This window comes from Catelliglobosispora koreensis DSM 44566 (genome assembly GCF_000379685.1).
GTDB classification, from domain to species: domain Bacteria; phylum Actinomycetota; class Actinomycetes; order Mycobacteriales; family Micromonosporaceae; genus Catelliglobosispora; species Catelliglobosispora koreensis.
In genome coordinates this window covers 69,424-90,131 of the sequence record NZ_KB903259.1, presented here as the reverse complement: position 1 = coordinate 90,131, position 20,708 = coordinate 69,424, and the positions used below count along the sequence as shown (strand labels likewise).

General features: G+C 64.6%; 12 protein-coding genes. 4 read left to right on the top strand and 8 right to left on the bottom strand.

Annotated elements, in window-relative coordinates; all coding sequences use genetic code 11:
• Window positions 1–376: 376 nt before the first annotated feature.
• On the bottom strand, window positions 377–1,366 hold the full coding sequence (locus A3E1_RS0119010) for a hypothetical protein (protein WP_020522384.1): 990 nt from the start codon (window positions 1,364–1,366) through the stop codon (window positions 377–379).
• 83 nt (window positions 1,367–1,449) lie between these two features.
• On the opposite strand from A3E1_RS0119010, the gene A3E1_RS40970 reads away from it, so the two are divergent.
• Entirely contained in the window at window positions 1,450–4,026 is a 2,577-nt protein-coding gene (locus A3E1_RS40970; protein WP_083929548.1) for a glycoside hydrolase family 9 protein, read from the top strand.
• Window positions 4,027–4,098: 72 nt separating this feature from the next.
• Here A3E1_RS40970 and A3E1_RS0119000 read toward each other — a convergent pair whose 3' ends face one another.
• Complete coding sequence (locus tag A3E1_RS0119000; RefSeq protein WP_026208591.1) at window positions 4,099–5,055, bottom strand: Bug family tripartite tricarboxylate transporter substrate binding protein; 957 nt, start codon at window positions 5,053–5,055, stop codon at window positions 4,099–4,101.
• 34 nt (window positions 5,056–5,089) lie between these two features.
• Between A3E1_RS0119000 and A3E1_RS0118995 the strand changes: the two genes are divergently transcribed.
• Window positions 5,090–6,649: a sensor histidine kinase gene (locus A3E1_RS0118995; protein ID WP_020522381.1), complete on the top strand. Its 1,560-nt coding sequence runs from the start codon at window positions 5,090–5,092 to the stop codon at window positions 6,647–6,649.
• A complete protein-coding gene (locus A3E1_RS0118990) occupies window positions 6,646–7,314 on the top strand; it encodes a response regulator (protein WP_020522380.1) in 669 nt (222 codons plus the stop codon). The genes A3E1_RS0118995 and A3E1_RS0118990 overlap by 4 nt, the downstream gene beginning before the upstream one ends.
• On the opposite strand, the gene A3E1_RS0118985 is transcribed toward A3E1_RS0118990, so the two are convergent.
• From A3E1_RS0118985 to metE, 4 genes are all read right to left on the bottom strand, one after another.
• Entirely contained in the window at window positions 7,311–8,837 is a 1,527-nt protein-coding gene (locus tag A3E1_RS0118985; protein ID WP_020522379.1) for a tripartite tricarboxylate transporter permease, read from the bottom strand. The two genes, A3E1_RS0118990 and A3E1_RS0118985, sit on opposite strands and share 4 nt — an antisense overlap.
• Window positions 8,834–9,319, bottom strand: coding sequence for a tripartite tricarboxylate transporter TctB family protein (locus A3E1_RS44900; RefSeq protein ID WP_051105073.1), 486 nt, complete (start codon window positions 9,317–9,319; stop codon window positions 8,834–8,836). Before A3E1_RS44900 ends, A3E1_RS0118985 begins: the two co-directional genes overlap by 4 nt.
• On the bottom strand, window positions 9,319–10,341 hold the full coding sequence (locus A3E1_RS0118975; protein ID WP_020522377.1) for a Bug family tripartite tricarboxylate transporter substrate binding protein: 1,023 nt from the start codon (window positions 10,339–10,341) through the stop codon (window positions 9,319–9,321). The genes A3E1_RS44900 and A3E1_RS0118975 overlap by 1 nt, the downstream gene beginning before the upstream one ends.
• Before the next feature lie 94 nt (window positions 10,342–10,435).
• Window positions 10,436–12,775, bottom strand: coding sequence for a 5-methyltetrahydropteroyltriglutamate--homocysteine S-methyltransferase (gene metE, locus A3E1_RS0118970; RefSeq protein WP_020522376.1), 2,340 nt, complete (start codon window positions 12,773–12,775; stop codon window positions 10,436–10,438).
• Between the two features lie 84 nt (window positions 12,776–12,859).
• Between metE and A3E1_RS0118965 the strand changes: the two genes are divergently transcribed.
• Window positions 12,860–13,747, top strand: coding sequence for a LysR family transcriptional regulator (locus A3E1_RS0118965; protein WP_020522375.1), 888 nt, complete (start codon window positions 12,860–12,862; stop codon window positions 13,745–13,747).
• A gap of 61 nt (window positions 13,748–13,808) precedes the next feature.
• On the opposite strand, the gene A3E1_RS0118960 is transcribed toward A3E1_RS0118965, so the two are convergent.
• Together A3E1_RS0118960 and A3E1_RS40960 are read right to left on the bottom strand one after the other, a co-directional pair.
• Complete coding sequence (locus tag A3E1_RS0118960) at window positions 13,809–14,273, bottom strand: hypothetical protein (RefSeq protein WP_020522374.1); 465 nt, start codon at window positions 14,271–14,273, stop codon at window positions 13,809–13,811.
• A gap of 5 nt (window positions 14,274–14,278) precedes the next feature.
• Window positions 14,279–20,557, bottom strand: a complete 6,279-nt coding sequence (locus tag A3E1_RS40960) for an RHS repeat domain-containing protein (protein WP_157631605.1) — start codon at window positions 20,555–20,557, stop codon at window positions 14,279–14,281.
• Window positions 20,558–20,708: the final 151 nt, after the last annotated feature.

Here is a 20,708-nt window from a genome sequence, read left to right as displayed (position 1 = left end):
CCTGCGACGCCGGGATCATCCCGTCCATCCTGGACACCAACAGCGTCCCACTCGACCTCGGCCGCGAACGCCGCCTCATCACCGGCCCACTACGCCGCGCCCTCACCCTGCGCGACAAAGGATGCGCCTTCCCCGGCTGCGACCGCCCACCCAAATGGTGCCACGCACACCACATCAACCACTGGATCGACGGCGGNNNNACNANCCTAAACAACAGCGTCCTCATCTGCGGCTTCCACCACCGACTCCTACACCACAACGAATGGCACGTCACCATCACCAACAACGGCCACCCCGAATTCACCCCACCGGCATGGCCCGACCCGACACAAAGACCACAACGCAACCTCTACCACTTACGAACGTGATCGTTCGGCTAGGGCGTGAGTTCCTCAAGGATGCGGGTTAGGTGAACGGTGCCTGATCCCTTCAGCCTGCTCGCGATGATGCGGATCGCTTGCTTGGCTTCAGAATGGCGTGATGCCGGTGCGAGACGCAAAGCAGCGGCCAGAATCTTGGCTACATCGCCTTGCATGTAAGGAATCGTGGGATCGGTGAGTTCCGGTTCCCGCAGAAGGCGAGCACAAGCAGCAAGACGGTCGAATGACGACTCGCTTGGGTCCACACACATCGCTGCCACTGCCTCAGGCCAGGCTTCGCCAGCAACTTCGGGATCGGCACTGTCGACTGGCTCGCCCGACGCCGAAAGCCCTGAGCCCGAGAGCAGAACGTCGCCAAGCGGAGAAAGGTGAAGCGGGTCGGTTACAGCGCGGGCCTGTGCGCCCGGTTCGGTGAAGGGCACGCTGTCTGGCGCAATCGCATCGGTTAGAAGGATGGAAGGGTCGCGGAGGAGGCCGCGGGCGATGGTGCGGGGGGTGGAGGCGGGTGCGGCGGTGACGAGGGGCAGCGTTTGGCTGGTCAAGGCTGGGAACCAGGAGACGAGCCAGATGGCGGCCGACGAGACCATGCCGTCGGGGTGGGCGATGAAAGCGGCAAGCGATGGGATCTCGGGTTGGACGGCGAGGTAGGCGGCTGTCGCGTCGGCGTCGGCGGTGCCTTGGGCTTCCCAGGTGGCGGGGAAGGAGTTGATGTCGTCTTCGCCGATGGCGAGGTAGCCGAGCGACATCAGTACAGATAGGACGAAAGGCGGATCATCCGTCTTCGAGACTAGGCCGGCGAGGAAGGGCACGGCGGCGGCGCTGGCGGAGTAGCGGTGGCCCTGGTGGCATAAGGCTCCTAGCAGGTCACCGAACGCTTCGGGGTCGCCGTCGAGTGATCGCAATAGGTCCGGGACGTCGGCGGCCTCGCCGTAGGCGTGCTCCAATTCGGACCAGTCGATGAGGTCGAGGTCTGCAAGCTCTCGCACCTGGCCACTTTAAACCGCTCTTGCTAAAGATCTTCATGAATGCCTTAATTGTTAGTCAGTCTGCCTAATTATTAGGAGGCACCATGAGGAAATTGCCCATAGTCGTCCTGATGGCCTTATCCGCTTCGTTCCTGGTCGCTGTCCCAGCGGCCGCCGCGGATGCCGCGCACATCAGGATCAACCAGGTGGGGTACTCGGCGACCGGCCCCAAACGCGCCTACCTGATGGCCTCGGCCAGTCAGGCGGGAGCACCGTTCACGGTGAAGACCAGTTCGGGGACGACCGTCCTAACCGGAACCGTTGGCGCGTCGCTTGGCAGCTGGAGCAGCGCTTTCCCAGCGGTTCACCCGATCGACTTCGACGCCGTGACCACAGCCGGGACATACGTCATCAGCACCACAGGCAGTGTTCCGGCGACATCGCTGCCGGTAACTGTCGGCAGTGGAGCGGCTGTCTATGCCACGGCGTTGTCGAACGCGCGGAAGTACTACGAAGTGCAGCGGGACGGGCCGAACTACATCCCCAGTGCTTTGCGGACCGCTGCGGGGCATCTCAATGATCTGAACGGTAAGGCCTACGTCACGCCCAACGTCAACTCCTCTGGGCGGTTCTCCGGCGATCTGACGCCAACCGGAGCGACGCTCGACGCCTCGGGCGGCTGGGCTGACGCTGGCGATTACTTGAAGTTCCTGCACGGAGCGTCGTACACGGTGGATCTGCTAGCCGTGGGAGTCCGCGATTTCCCTGCCGCGATGGGGAGTTTCACCAACGAGGTCAGGCACGGCAACGACTGGCTGCTGAAGATGTGGGACGACGCCAACGGCGTGCTCTACTATCAGGTTGGTATCGGCAGCGGGAACGCGAAGACCTACGGCGATCACGATGTGTGGCGGCTGCCGCAGGCCGACGACACTTACGGCGGAACGGATCCGCGTTACCGCTATCTGCGCAACCGGCCGGTCTTCCGGAGCAACTCACCCGGTACCCTCATCAGCCCTAACCTCGCCGGAAGAATGGCCGCAGCGTTCGCTCTGTGCTATCAGATCTGGCGCGTCAGCGACCCAGTCTACGCGAACTCGTGTCTGCTCAAAGGGCAGCACATTTTCGATCTCGCGAACACGAACCCGTCCGGCAATCTGGTGACCGTCATCCCGTTCTCGTTCTATCCCGAGACGGAGTGGCGTGATGACCTGGAGCTGGGTGCGGCCGAGCTTGCCCGCGCACTGCAAGCTGGACCGCCGCCAGCGGGACTGCCCCACAACGATCCGGCTTTCTACCTCCAGAAGGCGGCACATTGGGCCAATGCCTATATTGGAGTGACAACCAAAGATTCCCTTAATTTGTACGACGTTTCGGGCCTCGCGCACTACGAGTTGCACCGCGCTATCACCACCGCTGGCTCGGAAGTGGGTTTGCCCGTCACGCGAGCCGCTCTCGTGGCCGACTTGAAGGCGGCCCTAGACCGCGCCGTCGCACAGGGCGGCACGGAGCCCTTCGGGTTCGGATTCCCTTGGAACACCTGGGACACGACCAGTCACGGTGCCGGCCTGTCCGTCATGGCGGCCGAGTATGGCGCGTTGACGGGAAACAACTCCTATAGCGTGTACGCCAACCGCTGGCTCGGGAACATCTTGGGCGCCAACGCCTGGGGCTCGTCGTTCATCATCGGTACGGGACAGGTGTGGCCACACTGTCCGCATCATCAGCTCGCCAACTTGGCGGGAACGCTCGATGGCACGGCGCCGCAACTCGTTGGCGCGGCGGTGGAAGGACCCAACTCGATCACGGGACGCGGGTCTGTCACCGGAACACGGGCCTGTCCCCCGGGCGGGGCTAACCGTTTCGGTGCCTTTGACGGGCACGGAAGCAAGTTCCTCGACAACGTCGAGTCCTATCCGAACATCGAACCGGCGATCGACTTGACGGCCGCCTCACCGCTGGCGTTCGCCTGGCAGACGGTGACGCCAGTGGCCACGCCGAATCTGATGACAACGGCAGCTGGAACAGTAGTCAGTTTGCAGTTCGATGACGGGTCGGCCGACCAGTTTCAGGTGAACGAAGTGCTTGCCGCGCACGGACTGCGAGCGACGTTCTACGTCAACAGCGGCACCATCGGCACACCAGGTTCGCTGTCGTGGGAACAGCTCGCGACACTGGCCGCCAACGGAAACGAGATCACGGGTCACACGGTGGACCATCTCAATCTGAAGAAGCTCAAACCCGACGCGTTGCGGCATCAAGTCTGTGACGACCGGGCGGCTCTCACGTCACGAGGTTATGCGGCGGTCTCGTTCGCATATCCGTTCGGAGCCTTTGACGCGGCGGCGAAACAGATCGTCGCGGAATGCGGATATACGACCGGGCGCGGAGTGTCTGGAGTGGACGGACGGCGGACGTTCGCCGAAACGTTGCCACCGGTTGACGCGTTCGCCACGAGAACTCCGGCGAACGTGAAGAGTGGCACCACCTTGGCCACGATGCAGTCCTACGTCACCGCGGCGGAAACCAACGGCGGTGGCTGGGTGCAGATCGTGTTCCATCGCGTGTGCGATCGCTGTGACGCCTATTCGGTAACGCTTGCCGACTTCACGGCGCTCGTGCAATGGCTAGCCGCACGCGGCACGGTGGTGCGCACCACCGCTGAGGCGATGGCCGGCTAACAGACACGGTGGTGGCGTCTGCCGTCTGAGGGCGGCGCCACCACTGTCGCCAGAAGCCGCGCTGTAAAACCGCTATCTAAGCCCGAGCTCGGCAAGGATCTGCTCGACGCGAGCGTTCTCGTCGCGCATGAATGTCCCAAAGTCTTTGCCAGCCAAGAACCTATCGGTCCAGCGGTAGCTGGCGATGGCCTGGCGCCAAGCGTCCGAGCCGTGCAGGCGGTCAGCCAAGGTGAGCAAGGCCGTCGCGTCTGCGGCGGAAAGTCTGGGCGGGGCGACGAGACCACGCCAGTTGGCGAACACCACGTCGAGGCCCGCTTCCCGCAACGTTGGCGCGTCAACGCCCGGCGACGCCTGACCGCTGGTGACCGCCAGGACGCGCAGCTGACCGGAGTCGACCTGCTCGGCATATTCGCCAAGGCTCGACACGGCGAAGGTCACCTGCTTGGACAAAACAGCCGCGAGCAAGGCGCCGCCGCCGTCGTATTGCTTGTAGCGAACTTCCGTTGGGGCGATGCCGGCCGCCTTGGCCATCAGCATCGGGGCGAGATGGTCTGGGCCGCCCGGAGCCGATCCGCCGCCCACGGCAAGAGCAGCCGGGTCAGCGGTCCACGCCCGCATGAGGTCGGCGAGTGTCCGCATTGGAGAGTCCGGGGTGACAACGACGATTTCGGGTTCCTCGATGAGCCGCGCGATCGGGGTCACCTCGTTGAGGGTGACCGCCGCTTGGGACGTGTGCTGCACGCCGACGAGGCCCAGTCCCATGAGCATCAGCAGCGAGCCGTTGCCCCGCTCGTAAACCATGCGCTGTAGCCCCGCCATGCCACCGCCGCCGGGAAGGTTGAAGACCTCGATGCCCTGCCGGATCTTCGACATGTCGAGCGCTGTGGCGATCGTGCGAGCGGTTATGTCGTACCCACTGCCAGGGGCATTGGGCACCATAATCCGCAAATCGCCCTCTTCGCTGGACCGGCATCCTGCCGCTGCGAGGAGCGTTAGCAGCGGTGCAGCGAGTACCGTACGGCGAAGCACCCGCCAACAGTAACCAGCCCGGGAAGGAGCCGCTATGCGCTGGCAGCTGTCGCTGGCACGGCAGATCCTGCTGCTTCAGCTTGGCATCGTGCTCCTGGCCGTGCTCGCGGTCGCGGCTGTGTCCGTGGCTCAGTCCGACGCGGCGTTCCGCCGGGACGAAGGCAAGAAGCTTCTGCTGCACGCCGAGAGCCTCGCCACCAATGACACCGTGCGGCACGGGATGGCAGGCAGTGTCTGGTACGGCCCCCTCGCGGCCGCCGCGGAAATGACCCGTGGCACCTCAGGCGCGAACTTCGTGATGGTGGCGGACACCCACGGCATCGTCGTGACGGGTCAGCTCAGAGGACGGCCGGCGCAGCTGGCTGACAGTGAAGCGCTCGAAGGCAAGTCGTGGACTGGAGTCATCGAGGACGGCACCAAAGCGCTCGTGGCACACGCGCCAGTGCTCGAAGCGGGAACCGGCAAGTTTCTCGGCATTGTGATCGTGGGCAAGGAATACCCCTCCTTGCCGGAACTGCTGGGTAACGCGGCGCCCGACCTCGTGACCTATCTGCTGCTCGGGTCCGCGCTTGGCGTGACGGGCTCGTGGCTGCTGGCGCGCCGAATCAAGCGGCAGACCCTTGGGCTGGAACCGGCCGAGATCGCTGGTTTGGTGGAACACCGCGAAGCCATGCTGCACGGCATCAAGGAAGGGCTGATCAGCCTTGACGCCACCGGGCGGGTGACCCTGGCCAACGATGAAGCCCTTCGCCTGCTTAACCTTCCGCGCGACGCCGCGGGCAAGGCGGTGACCGCGCTGGGACTCGGGCCGGAACTGTCCGCTCTGCTGACGCAGGGTTCGGGGGAACCAGACCACGTTGTCGTGCACGACTCCCGTGTGCTCGTGCTGAACCGGATGCCCGTGGTCGTACGCGGGCGTACGGTCGGATCGGTGACGACGCTCAGAGACCAGACCGAGCTGACGTCACTGGAGCGCGAGCTTGACGTCAGCCGCACGACCACCGACACCTTGCGGGCACAGGCGCACGAGTTCACCAACCGCCTGCACACCATCGCCGGCCTCATGCAGCTCGGTCAGTACGACGAGGCGGTCAGTTTCATCGTGCAGGCGGGCGAGACACACGAAGCGCTCAGCCATGACGTCCAGTCCCGCATCGGTGATCCGTCATTGGCGGCGCTCGTGATCGCGAAGGCCAGCGTGGCCGCCGAACAGCGCGTCGAACTGATCGTGGATCCGGCTTCCCGCCTGGCAGGTCAAGCGGGCGAGCACCTGTCGGCCGATTTGGTGACGGTGACCGGAAACCTGGTGGACAATGCCATTGACGCGGCCGGGCCGGGTGGATGGGTGAAAGTGCTTATCTCACAAGACGATGACGCGGTCACCGTGGAGGTGACCGACTCCGGCCATGGCGTGGACGAGACCCTCGCTGGGCACGTGTTCCGCAGCGGCTTTACGACCAAGGATGCCGACGGCCACCGCGGCATCGGGCTGGCCCTGGTGAGCCGCATCTGCGCCGCCCGCGGCGGCCAGGCGCATGTGAACGGTGCCGTGTTCACGGCCCGGATTCCCCTTCCCCGCAAGGCGAAGCCATGACCCGGGTGCTCGTCGTCGATGACGATTTCATGGTGGCGCGCATCCACAAAGGATTCGTCGAGCGCATCCCGGGCTTCACCGTGGCCGCGGTCGCCCACACTGGGGCCGAGGCACTCGAAGCGGCCGCGAAGCTGAAACCAGATCTGGCGCTCCTCGACATCTACCTGCCCGACATGTCAGGGCTGGAAGTGTTGCAGCGCTTGCGCGAAGACTCAAGCCAAGTGGACGTCCTGGCGATCACGGCCGCACGCGACGTGGACACGATCCGGGCGGCGCTGCGTGGCGGGGTCGTGCACTACATCATCAAGCCGTTCACCTTCGAGACATTGCGCGACCGGCTCGAACGATACGCGGCCGCGCTCAACCGCCTTGAGGGCACCGGTGAAGCGGCACAATCCGATGTGGACCGGCTGTTTGGCACGCTCCGGCCGGGCGAAACCGCGCTGCCCAAGGGACTCACGGGCGCGACGGCCGAGCTTGTCGTCGGCGTGCTAAGGCAAGCCGAGGGCGACCTGTCCGCTGCCGAGTGCGCTGAGCGCGCCGGGCTTTCCCGCGTGAGCACCAGGCGGTACCTCGAATACCTGGTGCAGTCGGGAAAAGCCATGGTGCGCTTACGCTACGGCGGGACGGGCCGCCCAGAACACCGCTACAGCTGGATTCGCTAGTCTTCCTCCCCGAAGGCGAGCCGCTTGCGTCTGAACAGCTTCGGCACGTGCGGCAGCGCGAACGCCAGCACCGCGAGCACCAGCAAGGTGAGCGTGAGCGGGCGCTTGACGAAGATGGAAAGGTCGTTGTCCGACAGCAGTAGCGCCCGCCGGAATTGGGTCTCCATCATCGGTCCCAGGATCACCCCGAGAATCACCGGTGCTAACGGGAAGTTGAAGTGCCGCATGAACATCGCGATGACACCGAGCGCGAAGGCGATGATGACGTCGATGATGTTGCCCGACACGGCGTAAACGCCCAGCGTCGCGAAAACGAGAATGCCGGTGTACAGCACGGGCCGGGGAACCTGCAACACCTTAACCCAGATCCGGATCATCGGCAGGTTCAGGGCGAGCAGCATCAGATTGCCGACGAACAGCGACGCGATCAGTGCCCACACAAGCGTCGGGGACTTCTCGAACAGCTGCGGCCCGGGTGACAGATCGAAGTAGCCGAACGCGGCGAGCAGCACGGCCGCCGTGGCCGAGGTCGGAATGCCAAGTGTCAGCAACGGAACGAGCACGCCGGAGAACGAGGCGTTGTTGGCCGCCTCGGGTCCAGCGACACCTTCGATCGCTCCTTCGCCAAACTCCTTGCTGTGCTTGGAGCGGCGCTTCTCGTAGGTGTAGGACAGGAACGTGGGGATCTCCGCTCCCCCGGAGGGCAAGGCGCCAAAGGGGAATCCAATCGCCGTCCCCCGCAACCAGGGCCGCCACGAACGCGACCAGTCTTGACGGCTCATCCACGCGAACCCACCGTGCGCTGGTGGTTCCAGCGGCGCTACCTTCGCGGGCAATTCGCGCAACCGGGACGCGATGTAAAGCGTCTCCCCGATCGCGAACAGGCCGACGATGACGACGACAATGTCCACGCCATCAAGGAGTTCCGGCATGCCGAAGGTGAACCGCGCTTGGCCCGTTAGCGAATCGATGCCGATCAGGCCGAGAAAAAGCCCGAACGTCAGTGACATCAAGCCCCGGACCATTGACGTGCCGACCATCGCGGTGACCGTCACCATGGCCAGCACCGCGAGCGCGAAGTAGTCCGACGCGCGAAACGTCACGGCGAGGCTCGCCATCGGGCCCGCGGCGAACGTCAGCAGGATCGTGGAAATCGTTCCCGCGACAAAAGAGCCGATCGCGGCGGTCGCCAAGGCGGCTCTCGCCCGGCCGCGGCGCGCCATCTGGTACCCCTCAATGGAGGTTGCCACAGAAGCGGATTCGCCCGGCGTATTAAGCAGGATGGACGTCGTTGACCCGCCATACATAGCGCCGTAATAGATCCCGGCGAACATGATGAGCGTGCCCGTGGGGTCATCGAGCTTGAGTGCCACCGGCAGCAGCAAGGCGATCGTCAGCGCGGGCCCGATGCCTGGCAGCACCCCGATGAGCGTGCCGATCGTGACACCAATGGCCGCGTAGAGCAGGTTCTGCGGACTCAGCACGGTCGCGAACCCATTGAGCAGATCAGTGAACGCGCTCATAGCGGCAGCACCCCCGCTGGCAACGCGATGCCCAGCAATCGGGTGAAGACGAAGTAGATGGCGAGCGAGAGTCCTATCGCGACACTCACGTCGCGCACTATCACTTCACGCCAAGGGCGAACGCTCAGCAGCCGCGCGGAGCCCACGAAGAACACCACCGTCGCCAGGACATAGCCGACAACCGTGAATTTCAATATCAGCGAGTACGCGATGAGCCCGCCCAAAAGCAGGAAAGGCGTCAGCCACCGTGGTTTGTCTTCCGCTTCCGCGATCCGTTCAAGAAACGCTGTCACGACATAACATGCCGCCACCGCGACCCATAGACCCGTCACGATGACGGGCGCTAGCCCCGGCCCGCCAAGCGTCAAGTCCCCGGCCGACAACGCGTGCACGAGAAGGTAAACGCCAGCACCGAGCAGGACTACCCCGGCGATCAAGGGACCGGGGGCGGCCTTAGCCGCCCCCGGAGTTGGCGCGGTCACTAGCCGAGACCGATCTCGGTCAGCACTGTCTTGATGCGTGTTGTCTCCGACTCGAAGAACGCCTTGGCCTCGTCACCGGACTTGTAGAAGTCGTCCCACTTCTTGTCGGTGAGCGTCTGCTTCCACTGGGCCGAGGTGTGCAGCTTGTCGATCATCGCGATCACGGCTTTGCGTTCCGCGTCGCTGATGCCAGGAGCGGCGACGATTCCGCGCCAGTTCATCAGCTCGACGGCATAGCCGGCGTCCTTAATGGTCGGTGCGGGCGTGCCGTTGCCCGCGTCCTGCTTGCTGGCACCGGAAACGGCCAGTGCCCGCACGGTGCCGGCCTTGACCAGATCGGCGAATTCGCTGACGCCCGAAACCGCGACGCTCACGTCACCGGAAAGCAAGGCGGCCTTGGTTTCCCCGCCGCCTGAGTAGGCGACGTATTGCTTGGCTACCGTTTTGGTGTCAGCGCCGGCGGCTTTGGCTAGCAGGCCAACAAGAATCTGGTCGGTGCCACCGGCCGAACCGCCGCCCCACTTGACCGACGTTGGGTTGGCCTTCACGTCATCGACGAGCTGCTTGAGGCTGGTGTATTTGGAATCGTTGCGCACCACGATAACTTCGGCCTCAGCGGTCAGCGTCGCGATCGGGGTGGTCTTCGTCAGGTCGACCTGAGCCTTGTTGGTTACGACGCCACCGACCATGACCAGACCCGTGACCATGAGCTGGTGCGCGTCCTTGGCGTGGCTCGTCACGAGTTCCGCGAGCCCGATCGTGCCCGCCGCCCCCGTGACATTGCGGACTTCAGCCGACTGTCCGTTGAGGAGGTTCGCCTCCTGCAACGCCTTCTGCATGGAACGGGCCGTCAGGTCCCAGCCGCCACCGGCTCCGGCCGGTGCCATGATTTGCAGTGTCTTGCTCGGATAGGCGACGGCTGATGCGCCCGGGTTCGCCTCTCCGACGGATTGCTCGGCACAGGCCGCGGCCGTCACCAGCATGAGTGCCGGCACGGCCGCGGCGAGAATGCGCTTAAACATGAGGGGCATGGCTCCTTGTCACGAAAAGATGGCAAGCGTGTTACGCACCATGCCCCACGGCGTGACCGCGGTCACGCTTGTGAATGCAGAAGGCTTATTGGTCTTTTTGGTCGCGGGCGGCCCGTGCCGCCGTGACCAGATGCTTCAATGACGCCTCGACCTGTGGATAGGTCCTGGTCTTGAGACCACAGTCAGGATTGACCCACAACCGTTCACGCGGGATCACCTTCGCGGCGGCCGCGACCGAGGCCGTGACTTCATCGAGCGTGGGCACGCGGGGCGAGTGGATGTCGTACACGCCGGGGCCGAGGCCACGTTCGAATTCCGCCGCGCCGCCCAGAATCCGGCCATGTGAACGAGCCGATTCGATCGTGGTGACATCGGCGTCGAGGGCGTCGATAGCGGCGAATACCGTTCCCGCGTCGGAGTAACACAGGTGCGTGTGGATCTGGGTACGGTCAGCGGCGCCCGAGGTGGTGTGCCGGTAAGCCTCGACCGCCCAGTCCAGATACGCGGCTTGGGCGGACCGTCGCAGGGGCAGAAGCTCCCGCAGGGCCGGCTCGTCCACTTGGATGATCGAGATGCCGGCGTCCTCAAGGTCACGCACCTCATCGCGAAGTGCTTGCGCCACTTGCCAAACCGACTCCGCGAGCGTGATGTCGGCCCGTTTGAACGACCACGCGACGATCGTGACCGGGCCGGTCAGCATGCCCTTGACCGGTTTGCTCGTGCGTGACTGGGCATAGCGGGCCCAGCGGACCGTCATTGGTACGGGACGGCTCACGTCACCGTGCATGATCGGTGGCCGGGTGCAGCGTGAGCCGTAGGACTGGACCCAGCCGTGCTGCGTCGTGGCGAATCCTTCTAGGCGCTCAGCGAAGTACTGCACCATGTCGTTGCGCTCGGGTTCCCCGTGCACGAGGACGTCGAGGCCCAGCTCTTCCTGAAGCCGGATCACCTTGGCGATCTCGTCCTCGATGGCGGCTTCGTATTGCTGTTCGTTCACCCGCCCAGCCACCGCCCCTGCCCGGACCGCCCGCAGGTCTCCCGTTTGCGGAAACGACCCGATCGTCGTCACCGGCAGCACGGGCAAGTTCAAGTGCGCGGCCTGCGCGGCGGCCCGTGTCGTATAAGGACTCCGCCGCTCCGCCTTGCGCGGCACCCACTCCCGCACAGGCTCGCTGGCCGGGCCCGCCGGCGCGAAGCCTTCCCCTGCCGCTGCCACGCGTTCCCGTGCCGCGCCTTCCCGCGCCACGCGTTCTGATGCCACCCCTTCCGACGCCACGCCCTCCCGCGTCACCCCTTCCCGCGCCGCGGCGCCGGCCCTGGCCGCGTCTTCGGCCCGCAAGGCGGTTACTTCGCCCCGGGCGAGGGCGACGACTTCGGCGACCTTCTGCCGGGCGAAGGCGAGGCGCGAAGCCAAAGCGGGGTCGAGATTTGACTCAGCGTCGACGTCGTAGGGAACGTGCAAAAGCGAGCACGAAGTGCTGACGATGACGTCAGATCCGAGGCCGCGCAAGGTTTCCGAGGCTCGGGCGAGATCGGTGCGCCAGACGTCACGCCCGGAAACGACACCGGCCACGATGGTCTTGCCTGCCAACAGGTCCAGGCTGTCGGTCGTTCCGCGAACCAGGTCAACGGCGACCGCGTCGATAGCTGTGCTCGCTAGCGCGGGCAGTGCCTCGCCCAGCGAGCCAAAGTAGCTGGCGACAAGGAGCTGGGGCCGCGTGGGCAATCCGCCCAAAAACGAATAGGCCTGAGTGACCGCGGCTAGTTCACGGTCGGACAGATCTGTCACGAGCGACGGTTCGTCCAGTTGCACCCAGCCGACTCCCTCGGCGGCCAGCAGGGCCAGCAGCTCGGCATAGATCGCGAGCACATCGTCTAGCCGGTCCAAAGGCGTGAATCCCGGGGCGCTCCCGGGCGAAGGGTCCGACAGCAGGAGGAACGTCACCGGGCCAACGAGCACCGGCCGGGTTTCCAGGCCCAGCTCGCGTGCCTCGGCGAGCTCCCCGAGCACCTTGGCCGCGTTCAGCTTCACCGTCGTCGCGGCGCCGATCTCTGGCACGATGTAGTGGTAGTTGGTGTCGAACCACTTCGTCATCGGCAGCGGGGCGACCTCCTTGGTTCCGCGTGCCATCGCGAAGTAGCTGGCCAGGTCATCGCCCACCCGGTGCCGGTCCGGAATCAGGTCCAGCAGCACAGCGGTGTCAAGCACCTGGTCGTAGTAAGAAAACGTGTTAGAGGGCAACAGATCCAGGCCCAGATCGCGCAGCTGGGTCCACGTTTGCCGACGCAGCGAGCGGGCCGTGGCGTGGAGTTGCCCAACATCGAGCGAGCCGTCCCAATAGGACTCCAGGGCGCGTTTGAGTTCTCGCCGCGGCCCGATCCTCGGATAGCCAAGCACGGTCGAGGTGTAGTTGGAGATCGTCACAGCGGCATTGTGCCGGCCGGCCGCCCGGGCCTGCGGCGACTATCACGCTCGCTTATAGCCGCTTGGCCTGGGCATACTGTGGCGATGGAGACGGGCCCACCGCTTCGGGACATCGCCTGCTACGTGCTGGTGGCACAGCGCATGAGCTTTTCCAAGGCGGCCACTGAGCTTGGCATGTCCCAGTCGGCGGTCAGCCAGACCATCGCGCGGCTTGAGCGCACCCTGGATCTTCGGCTCTTTGACCGCAGCAGCCGCTTCGTGCAGCTCACCGAGGCGGGCAAGATGCTCCTGCCACATGCTGAGGAGCTGCTGGACTGGGCTCAGTCGTTCACCGCCGAAGCCACGCGCCTGGCCGTGGAGACCGGGGAAACTATTCGCCTGGCTTATTGCCCATTGACGGGCACCCTGGCGGCCCAGATCGCCCAGTGGCTCGGCCGCCGGACCCCACCGATCAATGTGGAGCTGCGTCCCGCCGACTGGAGTTCAGCGACAGCCGAACTGGGCCGCGACGCCGTCGCGATCATGACGACGCCGTTGCCAGCGGGCTATTCCACGACCGGCCGCTTCCACATTCCTGTCGCTCATCTGGCCGTGCCAGCCGTCGATCCGCTGGCCGCCGCGACCCGTGTCCACATCGGACAGTTAGCCCGCCGGACCCTCCTGATGCCACGGCACCGGCCACCGGGCAGTTTCTGGGCCCAGTTCCTCAGCCGCCTTCAGGCCGAAGGCGTTGGCTTTCGCGAGGGCGATGAGCACGACAGCTGGAGCACGGCACTCGACCTTGTCGCGGCGCGCCGTGGCGTGCTGCCTGCTCCGGCACCCTTGGCCGAGATGGTTCGCCGCCCTGATGTGGTGTTCGTGCCGTTCGACCTGGGTATGTCGCTGACCTATGGCATCGTCTGGTCAGCTGAGCACGCCACGGCGCAGACACTCGCTGTGGTGCAAGCGATCCAGGCCCATCTGCGGCGCTGACAACGGCGAACGCCCCGCCCCGGCCGCGATGGCCGGGAACGGGGCGCTCACCGCGTACCCACTAAGAGGTTTTATAAAGAATGTGCCCGTATCCCGTTTCGGCATTGCCGTCGTAAGCGGAAAGCACAAGCGTCCCCTCGGGGTCACGTTCTACGCGCACACCCAGTGTGCTCGGGATGTACTTAGCCAAGTGATCGTTTTCCACCTTCGTGAAGGTCAGGTGGACGTAGTTCTTCGGCCCGGACTTCTTGCCGGTAGGTGGGCCTAGCTCCCAGGTCCCCGATCCCTTGACCGTGCCCGTAAAACCTTCCGGGAGGCAGGAGGTGCAGCCCCGGAAGTACAGTGCGGCGTCGCTGGTTTCGAAGGTCATCGCCTCGCTGAGCACGAGTTCGATGCCGGTGTCTGGATCGCGCCAGGTTCCCGTCACGTCGCTCTGCTTAGCATCGATCCTGGTGTCCTTGAGCAGCCCGCATCCCGTGAGGGCGAACAGCACCAGGGCTAGGCACCACCATCGGCGCATCGTCATCTCTCCTATCTGACCGCAGGGCCTGGCGTCGGGTTGGGCGTCCCGAGGATGGTCGGTGCCGTTGACGACGGTGGCCCCGGCATCGGTGTCGGCAGTGGCCGGACCGTCATGTCGATGGTTTCCCGCCACCGCACGCTCTGCTGTAGCCACCGTTCGCCTGGCTTGGCGTCGTTACCGTCGCCCGCCAATCCGCCCGCGCTGTATTTCCATAGCTTGGACGGCTTCAGCGAGCCCGACTCCTGCGTCGTCGCGTTGAGCAAGTGGAATTCAACCACCGGGTCGCCGTTGGCGCTATGTCCCACGACTTCCCAGTTGAGGTCGAAGGAGCCGAGGAAGAAGGCGGGATCCTCGTGACCGACGCCGCCCCACGAGGCGATGCCGAGCATGTCACCGATCAAGGTGTCTATCTTCTCTACGGCGTTCTTGTCCTTGTTGTGGTTGTGGACCTCGCCGGGCTCGTGCCCGTAGGCCGCCTTCCCGCCGTTTCGCAGCTGTTCGGCAATGACCGCGCGAGCGTAGGCCAAGTGCGGCAGAGCCTGGATCTTCTTGGTGAAGTCATCACCGTCGCGGAAGTACTCGGTGAGGTAACAGCTATCGTTCGGCCCACTCGACAAGCCCTTGCCCCGGCATCCCAGCATCGCACCCGTTATCCAGGCGAACACCAGTTCCCGCGTGGTCGTCTTATTGCCGCCCGGGGGGTGGCAGTAGTTCCTGGTGGACGGGGTGCATTTCTGTTCTGGCAGCGGTGCCGGCGGTGTGCTGCGCCCGTGGGTTCCGGGGATGCAGCGGCCAGGGTTGTCATCGTCGGGGATACAGGCTCCAGACGGGTCCGAGCGCGTCACCGGATTGTTGTTCGCGTAGGCGTAGTTGTTCATCGTCTGCGGTTCGTCAGAGTTGAACAACGGGTCCACGCTGGTGAACTTGCCCAGTACGGGGTCGTACTCGCGGGCGCCGATATGGGTCAGGCCGGTCGGGTCCTTGTCCCCGCCCACGAAACCCTTGCTGTTCGGCCAGGTAACGGCACTTCCGCGGTCTTCACCGTAAGGGGTTTGCCGTCGCTGTGTGACAGCCTGATTGCCAGCCGCCACCGAAATCGATTGCGTCCCTTGGTGATCGCCCGCGAGCCAGGCCACGCCACCGCTCGTGCGCTGAGCGAAGGTCGCCCCGCCCTGCGCGTAGAAACGAGTGGCCGTGACCGCTCCGCTAGACGGGCGCCGAAGTTCCATGTTGGACAGATACAGCGTCGTTCCCGACGGATCGCGGGCGATGAGCCGCGCCCCGTCAGCGGTGTAAAGGTAGGTGTTCGTGGCGTTAGCCGCACTCTCCAGGCGCCCTTCGGCGTCCCAGACAAGATCCTGGCTGTTGGCTCCGCCGCACGTGTTGCTCAGCGCGCCGGCCGCTGGGCGGCAGGTCATGAAACCGGCCACGTCGAACGCGTAGTTCTTCGTGCCCGCGCCTGACCCCGTCGTGGTCACCGAGGTGGCCGCGTGCGGACGCGCCTGCGTCGCCGCCGGGTAGGTGTAGGTGGATTCGGTTCCTTCTCCCGTTTGCTTGGTGCGGTTGCCGACCTTGTTGACATCCCACTTGTACCGGTAGGGCGCCGGTCCGCCGAGGGCAGCCGTGGCCGGAGCCGGACCACAGTCTCCATTGGACGGTGTCCACGCCCACTGCAGCCGTCCGAGGTCGTCGGACGTGAAGCACTGGGTGTCGTTGGAGGCCGTGTCAGCGATCTTCTTGACCGCTCCGACAGCGTCGAAGGTGTAGTGCACATCAGAAATCGACTGCGGGGCGGTCTGGCGAATCGTCGTGTCCTGCACGACACGGCGAGTGGTCTCGTCGTGTACGAGGGAACGCTGGAGCCAGCTGCCCGCGGTCTGCTGATACTGCATGAACCCGACTTCACCGAACGCGGTGTGGTCGATGTTGGTGATGTACTGCCCCGCACCCGGCCAGTTCGTCTGCACCTGCTCGGGCAGGCCAGTCGTGCTGTCGTAGGTGTAGGTCACGGTTTCGCCACCGAGGCCACCAGCGTTCGGGTAGCCGACCGTGGCCGGGCTACCGTCCACTTTGTAGGTTCGCGTGAACGTGTACGTACCGCTGAGGCCGGTCTCCACGGCCGGGATGATGTAGTCCTCACCCGTTGAGGCGTAAAGCGGTGTGTACCCGCGGAACCGTAGTTTGTACTCGTGTTCACGGTTCGTTCCGGTCCACCGGCTCGCCGAAGCCAGCTGACCCTTGAACCCTGTGGGGTCGTAGGCCCAGGACGACCGCTTCTTGGCCGGGCTGATGGCGTCGTCGTAAACGGCGAGCTTACGGCCGAGCGTGTCGTATTCGACGACGAGCTTCTCGCCCCTCGCGTCCAGCACTTCGGTCTGGTCGCCGTAGTCGTTGTACTTGTACTCGGTGCGGCCCTTGTCCGGGTCCACATTGGCCAGGACCTGACCCTGCATGCCATATTCCGTCCGCCACTCATTGTTCGCGGCGTCCAGGATCTTGATGAGCTGACCCTTGCGGTCGTACTCATAAGTGGTGGCGTCAAAGGAACCCGACAGTGAGCCGCCGTAGTGCTGGCGCAGCTCGGTTTTGCGTCCCCTGGCGTCGGTGAGTGTGGTCAGCGGCGTCGCACCGGCCGGCGGGGTAACGTAGTTGCGGTCACCGCCATAGCTAGTGCTGGTGCGGAACTTCTCCGCTCCGGAAGCCTTGACCACCTTGGCGACCACGCGGCTCGCCCGGTCGTATTCGGTGACCGTTTGCGCCTTGTGCTGCCAGTCCAGGATGGTCCGCAGCCCCGTTCCCGGCGCTACTGTCGCGTCGTAGAAGAAGGCGTTGGAAACGCTCTCGCGCCCGGCCGCGTCGTACTTGATTTCGGTGAACACCGTCCCGCCCCCGGCTTGCGCGGCGGCCTGTGTCTGGCGTGTGCGCAGCAGCCCGTCGTAGAGGGCATACGAGTGCACATAGTTGCCAGCGGCATTCAGTCTGCTTGACGTGACAGCGTTAACGCCTCCCGTGTTACGGATGAGATATGTGTGCTTGATGCTGGGCGAAGTAGGGTTGCCGCTCTTGAGCCGGTTCGGCAGCCAGACATTGGCGAGCCGCCCGAGCGCGTCATACTCCATATCCGTGCGCTTGCCGTTGATGTCAATGGAAGCGGTTGGAACACCCCACGCCGGTTCGCGTTCTTCCGTCGCCGTTCCCAGCGCAGTGGCTGTGTCCACTTTGGTCAGTGGCCCGCCGAGCTCCGGCGTGTACGTCGTCGTGGTGATGTTGCCGCGCACGTCGGTGAGTTGCTTCTGCCGGCCGTAAACGTCATACGTGACCACTCCTGTTGTCAGCCAAGACGTTCCGGTTCCGGAAGCCCAGCTCTTCAGCTCGTCGGTCTGAGTGATCAGACCCTTGAGCGGGGTCGCGCCAAAGCCGAGCCCGTCGAAGGCGGTCCGTTCATCGCCGATGACGTCGTCCTTTGTGGACGGTGTCGGTGCCCCGTTCACGGTGCAGGCCAACGCGAACGACTGCGTACGGGAAATCAGGCCGATGATGTTCTTGGTGGTGTTGTGCACATAGGTGTTGTCGCTGCACGTCTCGTCACCGGAGACCTCGGTCAGCCCATCCGCGCTCACCTTCCCGTGATCGGTGCCGAAGTCGACCAGTCCCATCGCGTCGAAGGTGCTCGACTTCTTGGTGGTGAGCCAGCCCCGGCCGCCGTCGAGGAAGACCGACGAGTAGACAATGGCGTCGTCAGCGGTGAACCGGGCGTGGTTCGTCGTGTCACCCAGGTCCTGGCTGGCCGTCGCGGCCGACTGCCACGGCACATTAACGGTCCGCGTCACCGGTGCCGTCTCCGAGCCGTTGAAAGTCGTTTGCTCCCTCGCCTTTCCGGAATAGGCGTCCTCGTCGGGGACGGACGCGCCGATGGAAGCCGCGACGTTGACCGCACGGCTGCCCCCGCTCGGGGTGTCCTTGCTGCCGTGCATGCCGCGGAAATACTTCGTCTCCGTCAGCGTTTCCTGGCCCGGCGCTCCCGTCTTCATCAGAACCCGGTCGTAGCCCCGGTAATCGGCCCACGTGCGGAACTTGTCCTTCGTGATGCCGTTGTCATCAGCGAAGCGCCAAGCGGGAGTGCCTGGGTACTCATACTTGGTGACCTTGTCGGTGCCCCCACCGGTCAGGTCCGCTTCGTAAAGTTCCGTCACCAGATACTTGTGGAAATACTCCGTCTTCATGACGTCGTCTTCCTCAAACAGCACCGGGTAGCAGCGCATCGTGTTGGTGTGCGCCGCACTCGGGAGGTTGCCTGGCGCGCACTGCTTGTCGGTGTAGCGAACGCTAATCTTGCCACCGGTTTCGGTCCAGATGGTGCTCATCCGGTGCCAGTTCATCGTGGGCTTCGTGCCGTTATAGGTGTCGACCCGGTTCTCCAGCGCGACCCAGTCGAAGTTCACCTCGGGCATCGCGATTGGCGTGCCGATGTGCCCGGTGCGGACAATCGATTCCAGCCAAAGACCCTTGGGGGTACCAGATCCCGTCGGCGGGAACTGATGGGTGAACGCCCACGAGTCGACGGGCCGGTAAGCCGAGCCACCCCAGACTTTCGTGGTGACACCCGTCAGACGGACCGTTGAGAAGAACGACGGTGAGGCGAGCCCGAGACACGTCGTGCCCGTGCACTCCTGATCCCATGGCGTGTCCGGCCAGTTCACCTCGTCCTTGGTGCCGCATGAGGTGGTGAGGCACCGGTTGCTGGTGGAGAAGTCCACCTGCATCGGCGCTTTCGTGGCCGTGTAAACGGTGTCGACGCCGGAACGGTTGTCCGTGCCGTAGTCGATGCGCGTCAGCACACCCTCACGGTCATACGAGGTGGCCTCAGTCGTGCTCTGGTTCTTCGCATACTTGTTGGTGGACTTCGTGTACCAGTACGACATCGTGTTGCCGTGCGGGTCGATCACGTAGTCCAGGTTCCAGCGGTGTGCCTGCGCGCAGAAGCTGTCCTTGAACAGCGTCTGCTTGCACCGCTCGCCGGGGTTGTTGCCCGCCACCGGAACGGTCAGCACCGAGTTGGTGACGGCGTTCCCGGACGCCCAGCCGGTCAGCCGGTTGAGGCCGAAGAAGTATTGCGTGCCATCGGGAGTGGTGACCTTCCAGTACTCGTTGCTCCATGCCCCGTTGACGGTGTTGTCACCCGGCACTGATGTGTCGTCGAGCCGCTCGATGCGCGATCCGTCGTCACTCTTTAGCCGCCACTTGCCCGAGACATCATCCTTGACCAGTTCCCCGCCCCGGCCGTTGAGGCTGAAGCTGGCGTTGTCCATGCCGAAGCACAGATCCCCGGTCTTGGTGGTGTTGTTGGCACCCGAGGTGCCCATGTCATCGGCACAGGGGGTGTACTGCCGGGCGATGTGCCCCGGGTCGTATTCGAACCCCTGGCCAATCCATGACGGCTGGTTGTTCGTGGCCTTGGTCCGCCCGTCAACGGCCGATGAGGAGTAGCCGAGCGCGATCGTCGGTGACGGCCCACCGAGCGACGGCGGCATACCGAGTGGATAGTTCCATGAGAAATCGCCGGATGAACCCCCCGCTGTCCACGTCGAAGACGCCTGGAGTTTCGTCGCCGCGTAATCTCCTGTCTCGCTTGATGTTCCAGCCGTCATCGCCATGAGCATTCCGCTTGGCGCGGCTGACTGCAGTTCCACGCCCGCCGCTGGCTTAGCTTGCAGCGCACCGGCTGCGGAAGTGACCTTCTTGGCCGCCCGGTTGTTGCTGCTCTTGACGGGCTTGGCCTGGCAGTCCGCGGCCTCCGGGGTGGACAGTGCGCACTCGGGCAGCTGGTAGAGCTTGAGCCGCCCGGCCCAGTCACCGCCGAATGCCGTTTCGAAGCCGGAGTAGTCGACGCTGACCTCAGCGTCCGTCGACCCGGTGACACGGAAGACCACGCCGTTGCGCCAGCCGCCGGGCAGCGTCGCCCGGTCGAGCACTTCCACCCTCACCTTGCCCGGCTGTTTCGCCGCGCCGAAGGAAACCGGCAGCTGCCCGGCCTGACGGCTTTGCGCGTCGAGTCGCACCTCGGCACTTCCCGCGCCGGGCCAGCGAATCAGCTTGCGAAGTATCGCGCCAGACTCGCTGGCACCTTGTGACAAATCCTTGGGGCGTCCCTGCCCCGTGACCGGAAACGACTTGACCGATTCCGGTTGCTGCGCCTGCAACTGTTGCGGCGCGGCGACTCCCGGCGACCCGATGAGCAGTGTCGCCGTGAGCGCCAGCGGCAAAGCGGCGACCCATCTTCGTAACAAGACATCCTCCAATTTGGATGCGTGTTAACGGCACTCATGCCGCACACGTGTTGTCCAGAGGATGCCTACGGGCCGCACACGGTACGCACAATGAATGCATATTTTTCGCACTGTGAGTGCATATGGTGGAAACGCAGCAGCCCCAGGCGAT

What these genes read in the sequence shown, in the direction of transcription:
- A3E1_RS0118965 (WP_020522375.1), top strand. Translation starts at nt 12,860, where the DNA reads ATGGAGACGGGCCCACCGCTTCGGGACATCGCCTGCTACGTGCTGGTG.
- A3E1_RS0118990 (WP_020522380.1), top strand. Translation starts at nt 6,646, where the DNA reads ATGACCCGGGTGCTCGTCGTCGATGACGATTTCATGGTGGCGCGCATC.
- A3E1_RS0118960 (WP_020522374.1), bottom strand. Translation starts at nt 14,273, where the DNA reads ATGACGATGCGCCGATGGTGGTGCCTAGCCCTGGTGCTGTTCGCCCTC.
- A3E1_RS0118975 (WP_020522377.1), bottom strand. Translation starts at nt 10,341, where the DNA reads ATGTTTAAGCGCATTCTCGCCGCGGCCGTGCCGGCACTCATGCTGGTG.
- A3E1_RS40970 (WP_083929548.1), top strand. Translation starts at nt 1,450, where the DNA reads ATGAGGAAATTGCCCATAGTCGTCCTGATGGCCTTATCCGCTTCGTTC.
- A3E1_RS0118995 (WP_020522381.1), top strand. Translation starts at nt 5,090, where the DNA reads ATGCGCTGGCAGCTGTCGCTGGCACGGCAGATCCTGCTGCTTCAGCTT.
- A3E1_RS0118985 (WP_020522379.1), bottom strand. Translation starts at nt 8,837, where the DNA reads ATGAGCGCGTTCACTGATCTGCTCAATGGGTTCGCGACCGTGCTGAGT.